This window comes from Kitasatospora sp. Xyl93, assembly GCF_055383135.1.
Window position 1 is genome coordinate 5,430,001 of the sequence record NZ_AP029185.1, and the last position, 11,591, is coordinate 5,441,591.

Annotated in this window: 5 protein-coding genes and 2 rRNA genes (1 of these 7 running past the window's edge); 5 read left to right on the forward strand and 2 right to left on the reverse strand. The window is 70.8% G+C overall.

Features of this window, described 5'->3' with window-relative positions:
• From ACZ5GH_RS24160 to ACZ5GH_RS24170, 3 genes are all read left to right on the forward strand, one after another.
• A 23S ribosomal RNA gene (locus tag ACZ5GH_RS24160) occupies positions 1-909 on the forward strand; it begins 2,211 nt to the left of the window's first position.
• A gap of 80 nt (positions 910-989) precedes the next feature.
• A 5S ribosomal RNA gene (gene rrf / locus ACZ5GH_RS24165) occupies positions 990-1,106 on the forward strand.
• 59 nt (positions 1,107-1,165) lie between these two features.
• Positions 1,166-2,011: a phosphatase PAP2 family protein gene (locus ACZ5GH_RS24170; RefSeq protein WP_387760788.1), complete on the forward strand. Its 846-nt coding sequence runs from the start codon at positions 1,166-1,168 to the stop codon at positions 2,009-2,011.
• Between the two features lie 32 nt (positions 2,012-2,043).
• Here the strand turns inward: ACZ5GH_RS24170 and ACZ5GH_RS24175 are convergent, their stop codons facing one another.
• Both ACZ5GH_RS24175 and ACZ5GH_RS24180 read right to left on the reverse strand, forming a co-directional pair.
• Entirely contained in the window at positions 2,044-2,607 is a 564-nt protein-coding gene (locus ACZ5GH_RS24175; protein ID WP_464335213.1) for an acetate uptake transporter, read from the reverse strand.
• Between the two features lie 270 nt (positions 2,608-2,877).
• Complete coding sequence (locus tag ACZ5GH_RS24180) at positions 2,878-5,565, reverse strand: SpoIIE family protein phosphatase (RefSeq protein WP_387760786.1); 2,688 nt, start codon at positions 5,563-5,565, stop codon at positions 2,878-2,880.
• Between the two features lie 449 nt (positions 5,566-6,014).
• On the opposite strand from ACZ5GH_RS24180, the gene ACZ5GH_RS24185 reads away from it, so the two are divergent.
• A complete protein-coding gene (locus ACZ5GH_RS24185; protein ID WP_464336858.1) occupies positions 6,015-10,523 on the forward strand; it encodes a HAMP domain-containing protein in 4,509 nt (1,502 codons plus the stop codon).
• 293 nt (positions 10,524-10,816) lie between these two features.
• Entirely contained in the window at positions 10,817-11,455 is a 639-nt protein-coding gene (locus ACZ5GH_RS24190; RefSeq protein WP_387760789.1) for a response regulator, read from the forward strand.
• Positions 11,456-11,591 lie beyond the last annotated feature (136 nt).

Consider the following 11,591-nt stretch of genomic DNA (forward strand, 5'->3'; position numbering starts at 1 on the left):
TGTCTCAACCATAGGCCCGGTGAAATTGCATTACGAGTAAAGATGCTCGTTTCGCGCAGCAGGACGGAAAGACCCCGGGACCTTTACTATAGCTTGATATTGGTGTTCGGTTCGGCTTGTGTAGGATAGGTGGGAGACTGTGAAGCAGCAACGCCAGTTGTTGTGGAGTCGCCGTTGAAATACCACTCTGGTCGTGCTGGATGTCTAACCTGGGTCCGTGATCCGGATCAGGGACAGTGTCTGGTGGGTAGTTTAACTGGGGCGGTTGCCTCCTAAAGGGTAACGGAGGCGCCCAAAGGTTCCCTCAGCCTGGTTGGCAATCAGGTGTTGAGTGTAAGTGCACAAGGGAGCTTGACTGTGAGACTGACGGGTCGAGCAGGTACGAAAGTAGGGACTAGTGATCCGGCGGTGGCTTGTGGAAGCGCCGTCGCTCAACGGATAAAAGGTACCCCGGGGATAACAGGCTGATCTTCCCCAAGAGTCCATATCGACGGGATGGTTTGGCACCTCGATGTCGGCTCGTCGCATCCTGGGGCTGGAGTAGGTCCCAAGGGTTGGGCTGTTCGCCCATTAAAGCGGTACGCGAGCTGGGTTTAGAACGTCGTGAGACAGTTCGGTCCCTATCCGCTGTGCGCGTAGGAGTGTTGAGAAGGGCTGTCCCTAGTACGAGAGGACCGGGACGGACGAACCTCTGGTGTGCCAGTTGTTCTGCCAAGGGCATGGCTGGTTGGCTACGTTCGGGAGGGATAACCGCTGAAAGCATCTAAGCGGGAAGCCTGCTTCGAGATGAGCACTCCCACCTCCTTGAGAGGGTAAGGCTCCCAGTAGACGACTGGGTTGATAGGCCGGATATGGAAGCCCTGTGAGGGGTGGAGTTGACCGGTACTAATAGGCCGAGGGCTTGTCCTCAGTTGCTCGCGTCCACTGTGTTGTTCTGAAACAACGACCCGCCCGTGTCCACGGGTGTGCGGTTGACAGTTTCATAGTGTTTCGGTGGTCATAGCGTGAGGGAAACGCCCGGTTACATTCCGAACCCGGAAGCTAAGCCTTACAGCGCCGATGGTACTGCAGGGGGGACCCTGTGGGAGAGTAGGACGCCGCCGAACAATTTTTCCAAAAAGCCCCTTCCCGTCCGGGAAGGGGCTTTTTGCGTTACCCTCTGCCAATGCAGAACCTGACCCTGACCTGGCAGTCCGCCGGGGCCGCCGCGATCGGCCTCCATGCGAGCGCGTACGCCATGGCGAAGGGCCGGAAGCCGGTGCTGTCCTCGCTGTTGCGGGAGGCCGGCACGCTGCTGGCGCTGTTCGCGCTCTGGCAACTGGTCGGGCACCTCTCGGTGATGAGTACGGACCACGCGCTGGACCGCGCGAGCTGGATCCACCACGCCGAGCAGGTGGTCGGGCTGCCGGACGAGGCCTCCTGGCAGAAGGCGGTGACGCCGTACCCGGTGCTGGTGAGGCTGGCGAACTACTACTACGCGGTCATGCACTTCGCCGTCATGCTCGGCGTCCTGCTCTGGGTGTTCGTACGGCACCGCGAGCGTTACGCGTGGGTGCGCAACACGGTGGTGATCACGACCGCGGTCTGCCTGCTGGTGCAGTTCGTCCCGGTGGCGCCGCCGCGGATGCTGCCGGAGAACGGCTTCGTCGACGTGGCCGCCCAGTACGGGCAGTCGGTGTACGGCGGTGCGGTCGGCGGTGTGGTGGTGGCGGACCAGTTGTCGGCGATGCCCTCGGTGCACGTCGCCTGGTGCGTGCTGGCGGCGGTCGCGGTGATCCGGGTCTCGCGCAGTTCACTGCGTTGGGTGATGGTGCTGCACCCGGTGCTGACGGTGGCGGTGGTGGTGGTGACGGCCAACCACTTCTGGCTGGACGGCATCGTGGCCGTGGTGATCCTGCTCCTCGCCTACGCCGTGCTGGCGCTGTCGGCACGCCGACGGGGCCGGGCCTCCGCCGAAACGGAGTTCCGGCCCCGCGGCACCGCCGGGGAGCGGCTGGAGCAGGTCGGTTGAACCGGGGCTGATCCACGGCGCTCCCGGGCCGGTCACTTGACCGGCAGGGCGATCCTCCCCCAGGAGCCGTTGCTCAGTGCGGAGGTGGCCCAGTACCAGGCGGCGAGCCCGGAGACGGCCGCGATCCAGCCGGCGGCCTTGGCCAGGCCGCCGTAGCCGCCGAAGGAGCCGATGGCGGAGAGCACCAGGGAGAGCGTCAGCAGGCCGTAGACGGCGCGCCCGATCAGGTTCGCGCCCCAGCTCGCGGCGGTGAGGGTGAGGGCGAGCAGGGCCCACAGCAGCAGGAAGAGGCCGGCGGCGTTCTTGCCCGCCCCGCCGGCCGCGGACCAGGTCGCCCAGAAGGCGCCGAGGCTGGTGAAGGCGGTTCCGGTGAAGCCCTCGCCGCCGCGGAGCTGCCAGAGCCCCGCGATGAAGAGGGTGGCACCGCCGAGGACATGGGCGAGGTGGGCCGCGCTCCCGACTCCGGCGCCGTGCAGGACGCCGGTGGAGAGCAGGCCGTAGGCGAGCAGTGTGAGACCGAGCGCGAGGTAGCCGAGGCTACCGGCGTCGGCTCCGGTGGAGCGGGCGTTCGTTGCCCCGGTAGCGTCGTTGCTCACCGGAGGCTCCTTTCACTCTGGGCGCGCGCAGGGCGCAGTGACGCTGTGGTGTCGTCTCGATGAGTGGATGCGCGCGACCGCGCCGAGGGCGCACGGCGGTGAGCGTGCGCGGGCTGCGGTCGGAAGTGAGGGGCCGTCGGAAGTGACGGGCCGGCGCAGAGCCGCCGGTCACGTCCCCGCCGGAGGGAATCTCCGGTGGGATCGGTCTACCCGACCCGATCCGCTTGTACCATTGTGAATATAACAATTTGTGACTGCGTCAGCCGGGGCTCACACCTGGCGCTGGGTGGGCACCCGCAGGGTCAGGATCGCCATGTCGTCGGACGGCGGCTCCGGGGCGAAGCGCTCGACGGCCCGCTGCACCCTCGCCGCGACCGCCCCGGCGGTCAGGCCCGTGCAGCCGGTGAGCACCTCGGCGAGACCGTCGTCGCCCAGCATCCGCCGGCCCTCGCGGCGTTCGGTGACGCCGTCGGTGACGCAGAGCAGGACCTCGCCGGGGGCGAGCACCAGGTGCTCGGCGGTGAGGTCGAGATCGTCCATGACACCGAGCAGCGGCTGCGGGGTGGCGGCGCGGTCGACCTGGCCGTCGGTGCGCAGCCGCAGCGGCAGCGGATGGCCGGCGCAGACCAGCGAGAGCTCGGTGCTGCCGTCCGGGCGGGGCGTCAGCTCGCCGTAGAGCAGGGTGAGGAAGCGGCTGCGCGCGCCCTCGTCCAGGATGGCCGCGTTGAGCCGGCGCAGCACCTGCGGCGCGTCCAGGCCCTCGCGGGCGAGCAGCCGCAGCGAGTGCCGGGCCAGGCCGGTGACCGAGGCGGCCTCGGGCCCGGTGCCGCAGACGTCGCCGATGGCGAAGCCGTAGGTGCCCTCGCGGATGGTGAACAGGTCGTAGAAGTCGCCGCCGACCTCGTTGCCCTCGCCGGCCGCCTGGTAGTAGACGTCCACCTCGACGCCGGGGATCTCCGGCAGGTCCGGCGGGAGCAGGCTGCGCTGGAGGGCCTGGCTGGTGGCGGTGCGCTCGGAGTAGAGGCGGGAGTTGTCCAGGGCCAGGGCGGCCCGGCGGGAGAGGTCCTCGGCGAGTTCGAGGATCTCCTGGCGGAACCGGACGCCGGCCGGGACGCCGAGCACCAGCAGGCCGATGACCCGGTTGCGGGCGGTCAGCGCGAGGACGACGGTCTCGCCGAGCAGGCCGGCGAGTTCCGGGCTGTCGACGAGGCCGCCGGCCTCGGCGGTCTCGGTGGGGGCCGCCCAGAACCGGACGCCGCCGTGGGTGGGGCCGGCCTCCGGGGCGGGGGTCTTGTCGAGCAGGTCGCGCAGCGGGTCGATGCGGTCCTCGTCCTCGTGCAGGACGAAGGCGAGCCGGGCCGTCGAGGCGTGGTCGGCGGTGGTGTAGACGGCGCACCAGGAGGCGAGGGTGGGGACGGCCATCTGGGCCATCAGCGCGAGGGTCTGCTCGTGTTCGAGGGTGCCGGCCAGCAGGTCGGAGGCCTCGACCAGGAAGGAGAGCGAACCGCGGCGCAGCTGTTCGAGCTCGGTCAGCCGGGTGCTCTCGACGGCGAGGGCGACCCGGTCCGCGGCGAACTGGAGGCGCAGCGCGTCCTCGTTGTCGTAGCGGCCGGGCACGGCGGCGGCGATGCCGAGCGAGCCGATCAGCCGGCCCTCGACCTTGAGCGGGACGGTGACCAGGGAGCGCATGCCGCTGTCGGAGAGCAGGGGCAGGCCGGTGGGCCGGGCGGAGAGGTCCTCGTGGACGGAGGGCAGCCGGGCGGAGTCGTAGCGGTTGCCGGTCCCGACCGGGAAGCGGGCGTGCCGGCGGTGTCCGGCGGTGAGGCCGGTGGCGGCGCGGACCTCGAACTCGGCCTCGTCGTCGGTGGTGAGCAGCAGGTACGCGGCGTCGCCGTCGAGCAGGTCGCGGGCGCGTTCGACGGTGCGCTGGAGCAGGGTGTCCAGGTCGTCGGTGGGGACCGGGCCGGCCAGCAGGTCGAGCCGGGCGCCGGCCGGGTCGGGGCGCTCGCCGGGCAGGGCGCGGGCGGGGGAGCGCAGCACCGCGCGGTCGGGTTCGAGGACGAGCAGACAGAGCGTGGAGGGGACGCCCACGGTGTCGCGCAGCCGGACCTGCACGCCGTACACCTCGACCTCGCGGCCGTCCTGGCGGCGGACGCCGTAGCCGCCCTCCCAGCGGGCCATCCGCAGGGTGTCGGTCAGGCCGAGGCCGCGGGCGGGTGACTGCGGCCAGACCGCGAGGTCGGCCCAGGGGCGGCCGAGGACGGTGGTGGCGGGGTACTGGAAGAGCGCCTCGGCGTCCGGGTTCCAGGCCAGTACCCGGCCGTCCTCGTCGAGTTGGACGACGGCGACGTGCACCGGGCCGGGGCCGCTGGGCAGGTCGCTGCCGGGGGTGGCGGGAACGGCGTAGCGGGTCCCGAGCACCTGTGCGGGCAGTGCGAGGCGGAACCAGACGGTCTTGCGGCCGGCCGCGTACTCGACGCCCCACCGCTCGGAGAGCGCGGAGCACATCAGCAGCCCGCGGCCGCCCTCGCCGTCCGGGTCGGCGTAGCGGTCGGAGGCGTTGACCGGGCCGTGGCCGAGCGAGGGCAGACCGCGCTCGGGGTGGTGGTCGGTGACCTCGATCCGGACGCTCTGCTCCTCGCGCAGGCAGCAGACCTCCGCGGCGGTGCCGGCGTGCACGACGGCGTTGGTGACGAGTTCGCTGACCAGCACGACGGCGTCGTCGACGACCTCGGGCAGGCCCCAGCCGAGCAGCGCGTCCCGGACGAAGCCCCGTGCGGCGGCCGCGGACCGGCCGTCGGGGTCGAAGGTGGCGGCTGCGCGCGCGGTGACCACGTTGCCACTTCTCCTCTGCTGCTCTTGCCCTGGCTGTCCGGGGGTGCGGCGCCGACTCCCGGTGCGCGCCGTCGGGGTGGGCGGCGGCGCTGGGTCGGGTCGTGGCCCGGTGCAGCGCTCCACCCTACTTTCCGCTTGGTTCCCCGTGGGGGCGGGGAGCCGAAACAGGCACCAGAGGGTGATTCTGCCCACCTGTTTCGGGCGGTGCGGTACGAACCGAGCGCAACCGGCCGTTCACCCGGCGCCGTTGCTGCCAGACTGGGGGGTCCGCGACGGCCGGTGGGAGCAGTACGGTCGTCTGGGTGCCGGCGCGTCCAGGGCCGCCGGTACGCAGCCCAGCCGGGCCGGTGCCCGGGTGCGTGCCGCCCCGGCACGGCCGGTCACCGGACAGTTCACGATGTGGGAGGGGCCCGTTGAGTTCGGCCACCAAGGACGCAACCGGAACGACGCCGCCCGCTCCGCGCGGTGGGCGCCCCGGGGCCGTGCCGCGGAACGCGGCCGGCCGTCGGGCGAGCCACAACCGTGGTGCGGAGCCCGCCGAGCTGCGCAAGCTGCTGTCGGCGCTGACCGCGATGCGGGACGGCAACTTCCGCCGCCGACTGACGGTGCCGGGGGACGGGCCGCTGGCCGAGATCGCCGCGGTGTTCAACGAGGTCGCCGAGCGCAACCAGCACCTGACCGGTGAACTGGCGCGGGTCCGGCGCGCGGTGGGCCGGGAGGGGCGGCTGAACGAGCGGCTGGAGACCGGTGCGGGCGAGGGCGCCTGGATGGCGGCGGTCGACAACTGCAACGCGCTGATCGACGACCTGGCCCGCCCGATGGCCGAGGTGGGCCGGGTGCTCACCTCGATCGCCGAGGGCGACCTGGACCAGAAGATGGAGCTGCGCTCGCTGCACAGCAACGGGGTGAGCCACCCGCTGCGCGGCGAGTACCTGAAGATCGGGCGGACCGTCAACGGGCTGGTGGACCAGCTCTCCGAGTTCACCGACGAGGTGACCCGGGTGGCCCGCGAGGTCGGCACCGAGGGCAAGCTCGGCGGCCAGGCCAAGGTCCGCAGCGTCTCCGGCAGTTGGAAGGACCTGGCGGACTCGGTCAACACCATGGCGGGCCGGCTGACCGCCCAGGTGCGCAACATCGCCCAGGTGACCACGGCGGTGGCCAAGGGAGACCTGTCCCGCAAGGTCACCGTCGAGGTGGCCGGCGAGATGCTGGAGCTGAAGAACACCGTCAACACGATGGTGGACCAGCTGAACGGGTTCGCCGCCCAGGTCACCACGGTGGCCCGGGACGTGGGGACGGAGGGTCGGCTCGGCGGTCAGGCCCAGGTGCCCGGGGTGGCCGGGGTCTGGCGGGACCTGACCGACTCGGTGAACTTCATGGCCGACAACCTGACCGGCCAGGTCCGCAACATCGCCCAGGTGACCACGGCGGTGGCCCGCGGGGACCTCTCGCAGAAGATCGAGGTGGACGCGCGCGGCGAGATGCTGGAGCTGAAGAACACCATCAACACGATGGTGGACCAGCTCTCCGGCTTCGCCGAGCAGGTGACCCGGGTGGCCCGCCAGGTGGGCACCGAGGGGCGGCTCGGCGGTCAGGCGCAGGTGCCCTGGGCGGCCGGGGTCTGGCGGGACCTGACCGACAACGTCAACTTCATGGCGAACAACCTCACCGATCAGGTGCGCAACATCGCCCAGGTGACGACCGCGGTCGCCAAGGGCGACCTGTCGCAGAAGATCCAGGTGGACGCGCGCGGGGAGATCCTGGAGCTGAAGAACACCATCAACACGATGGTGGACCAGCTGGGCGCCTTCGCGGACGAGGTCACCCGGGTCGCCCGGGACGTCGGCACCGAGGGCATCCTGGGCGGCCAGGCCAGCGTGCCCGGCGTGGCCGGCATCTGGAAGGACCTGACCAACTCCGTCAACCTGATGGCCAACAACCTGACCAGCCAGGTCCGGAACATCGCCGAGGTGACGACGGCGGTGGCGCGCGGCGACGTCTCCAAGAAGATCACCGTCGACGCCCGGGGCGAGATCCTGGAGCTGGTGACGACCGTCAACACCATGGTCGACCAGCTGTCGGCGTTCGCCGACGAGGTGACCCGGGTGGCCCGTGAGGTGGGCACCGAGGGCATCCTGGGCGGCCAGGCCCGGGTGCGCGGGGTGTCGGGCATTTGGAAGGACCTGACCGACAACGTCAACTTCATGGCGTCGAACCTGACCGGGCAGGTGCGCAACATCGCCGAGGTCGCCGGTGCGGTGGCCCGCGGCGACCTCTCCAAGAAGATCTCCATCGACGCGCAGGGAGAGGTGGCGGCGCTCGCCGCGACCCTCAACACCATGGTCGACCAGCTGTCCTCCTTCGCGGTGGAGGTCACCCGGGTGGCCCGCGAGGTGGGCACCGACGGCACCCTGGGCGGTCAGGCGAGCGTGCCGGGCGTGGCCGGGATCTGGAAGGACCTGACCGACAACGTCAACCTGATGGCCAACAACCTCACCGGCCAGGTGCGGAATATCGCGCTGGTGATCACGGCGGTCGCCCGCGGCGACCTCTCGCAGAAGATCGACGTCGACGCGCGCGGCGAGATCCTCCAGCTCAAGACCAGCATCAACACCATGGTCGACCAGCTCTCGGCGTTCGCCGACGAGGTCACCCGGGTCGCCCGCGAGGTGGGCACCGACGGACGGCTCGGCGGCCAGGCCCGGGTGCCCGGCGTGGACGGCACCTGGCAGGACCTCACCGAGTCGGTGAACGAGCTGGCCAACAACCTGACCCGGCAGGTGCGCGCGATCGCCCAGGTCGCCACCGCGGTCACCAGGGGCGACCTGAGCCTGCGGATCGACGTGGACGCCGCGGGCGAGCTCGACGAGCTCAAGGACAACATCAACCAGATGATCGCCAACCTGCGCGAGACCACCCGCACCAACCAGGAGCAGGACTGGCTCAAGACCAACCTGGCCCGGATCTCCGGCCTGCTCCAGGGCCGCCGGGACCTGGAGGCGGTCGCCTCGCTGATCATGACCGAGCTGACCCCGGTGGTCTCCGCCCAGCACGGCGCCTTCTTCCTCGCCCAGCCGGCCGGCCGCACCGCCGAACTGATCACCGAGGACGACGACGAGAACGACACCGTGCTGCGCCTGATCGGCAGCTACGGCTACCAGCGGCGGGCGATGCCGACCACCTTCCGGCCCGGCGAGTCGCTGATCGGCCAGGCCGCGGTGGAGAAGCGGGCGATCATCCTCAAGGAGGCGCCGCCCGGGTACCTGAAGATCGCCTCCGGGCTCGGCGAGGCCTCCCCGGCCCACATCGTGGTGCTGCCGGTGCTGTTCGAGGGCCGGCTGCTGGGCGTGATCGAGCTGGCCACCTTCAGCTCCTTCACCACCGTCGCGCTGGACTTCCTGAACCAGATCGCCGACCTCATCGGCGTCACCGTCAACACCATCAGCGTCAACACCAAGACCGAGGGCCTGCTGCTGGAGTCCCAGCGCCTCACCGCCGAACTCTCCATGCGGTCCGCCGAGTTGGAGGCCCGACAGGAGGAACTGGAGCGCACCAACGAGGAGTTGCAGGAGAAGGCCGAGCAACTCGCCCAGCAGAACCGCGACATCGAGATCAAGAACGGCGAGATCGAGGAGGCCCGGCAGGTCCTGGAGGAGCGCGCCGAGCAGCTCGCCCTGGCCTCCCGGTACAAGAGCGAGTTCCTCGCCAACATGTCGCACGAGCTGCGCACCCCGCTCAACTCGCTGCTGATCCTGGCCAAGCTGCTCTCCGACAACAACGAGGGCAACCTCTCGCCCAAGCAGGTCGAGTTCGCCGACACCATCCACGGCGCCGGCTCCGACCTGCTCCAGCTGATCAACGACATCCTCGACCTGTCCAAGGTCGAGGCCGGCAAGATGGACGTCCGCCCGGCCCGGATCGCCCTGGTCCAGCTGGTCGACTACGTCGAGGCGACCTTCCAGCCGGTCGCGCTGGACAAGAACCTGGACTTCGCCGTCCGGGTCTCGCCCGCCCTGCCGGTCACCCTGCACACCGACGAGCAGCGGCTCCAACAGGTGCTGCGCAACCTGATCTCCAACGCGGTGAAGTTCACCGACGCCGGAGCCGTCGACTTCTCGATCCGCCCGGCCGGCCGGGACGTCCCGCAGCACGTGCGCGAGCGGCTGCTGGAGTCCGGCTCGATCCAGGGCCCGGACGACGAGCTGATCGCCTTCGCGGTCTCCGACACCGGCATCGGCATCCCCGGCAACAAGCTGCGGGAGATCTTCGAGGCGTTCAAGCAGGCCGACGGCACCACCAGCCGCAAGTACGGCGGCACCGGCCTCGGCCTGTCCATCAGCCGCGAGATCGCCCGGCTGCTCGGCGGCGAGATCCACGCCGAGAGCGAGCTGGGCAAGGGCTCCACCTTCACGCTCTACCTGCCGCTGCGCACCGAGGGCCCGGAGAGCGCCGGCGAGCCGCGCCAGACCGCGCCGAACGGCCTGGCGGCCCGCGCCTCGGTCGGGGTGACCCCGGTGGGCCTGCCGGTGCCGGTCGGCGAGAACCCGGCCGACCACTGGGCCCAGGAGGTCCGCGAGCTGGCCGAGGAGCGCCGCCGCGGCGCGGTGGAGCGCCGGCGCGCCGCCGCCCTGGAGAGCGCCGCCGGGCCCCGGACGGTGGAGCCCGCACCGCCCCGCCCGGTCAACGGCGACCGGCGCTTCGACGGCCAGCAGGTGCTGATCGTGGACGACGACGTCCGCAACGTGTTCGCCCTCACCAGCGTGCTGGAGCAGCACGGCCTGACCGTGCTGTACGCCGAGAACGGCCGCGAGGGCATCGAGATGCTGGAGCAGCACGAGAACGTGGCGCTGGTCCTGATGGACATCATGATGCCGGAGATGGACGGCTACGCGACCACCGAGGCGATCCGCCGGATGCCCCAGTTCGCCGGCCTGCCGATCATCGCGCTGACCGCCAAGGCGATGAAGGGCGACCGCGAGAAGTCGCTGCAGGCGGGGGCCACCGACCACATCACCAAGCCGGTGGAGACCGACCACCTGCTGTCGGTCATGCGTGAGTGGCTGAACGGGGACCGCGCGTGACCGCACGGGGAGGCGTGAACCCGGACCGGACCCTGCGGTTCACCCCGGCCCGGCGGTCGGCTTGCTGGCGGTCGGGCCCGGGAACCGGGTAGGGTCACCGATCGTTGCGAACAGTGACCGGACGGCGACACGCTGCTGAGCGTGCGCCGGAGCACTGGCTGCGCGCCGCTCCGGATCGGGTCACGACGGGGCGATGTGCCGGGCGAGGGGGTGCGGCTAGCATGACCGGGGTAGCGGTGGGCGGTACGCGGGTGCCTGCACCGAGCGGCAGGCAGGCGACAGGAGGGCGAGCCCTGATGCAGAAGGCCAAGATCCTCCTGGTCGACGACCGACCGGAGAACCTGCTGGCGCTGGAGGCGATCCTCTCGGCCCTGGACCAGACGCTGGTGCGCGCGGCCTCCGGCGAGGAGGCGCTCAAGGCGCTGCTCACCGACGACTTCGCGGTGATCCTGCTGGACGTCCAGATGCCGGGGATGGACGGCTTCGAGACCGCCGCCCACATCAAGCGCCGCGAGCGCACCCGGGACATCCCGATCATCTTCCTGACCGCGATCAACCACGGCCCGCACCACACCTTCCGCGGTTACGCGGCCGGTGCGGTGGACTACATCTCCAAGCCCTTCGACCCGTGGGTGCTGCGCGCCAAGGTCTCCGTCTTCGTCGACCTGTACGCGAAGAACTGCCAGCTGAAGGAGCAGGCCGCGCTGCTGCGCCTGCAACTGGAGGAGGGCGGCGACGGGCAGTCCCTCGGCGGGGTGCTGCTGGGCGAGCTGTCCGCCCGGCTGGCGGCGGTCGAGGAGCAGGCGGAGGCGCTCGGCAAGCAGCTGGACGGCGGCGAGGACGCCGGGGCGGCCGCCACCGCCGCGCACCTGGAGCGCAAGCTGGCGGCGCTGCGCCGGGCCCTGGACGCGATGCGCCCCGGCAGTTCCTGATCCCCCGCCGGCGGTTCACCCGTCCGGGTGGTCCGACGCGGCGACCGGGTGAATCAGGATCAGGGTGACGGTGTGTCGGCGACACGTCCGGGCGCCCGGACTCGGGCGCATGTGCAGTGGTCGCCCGCCCCGGTAG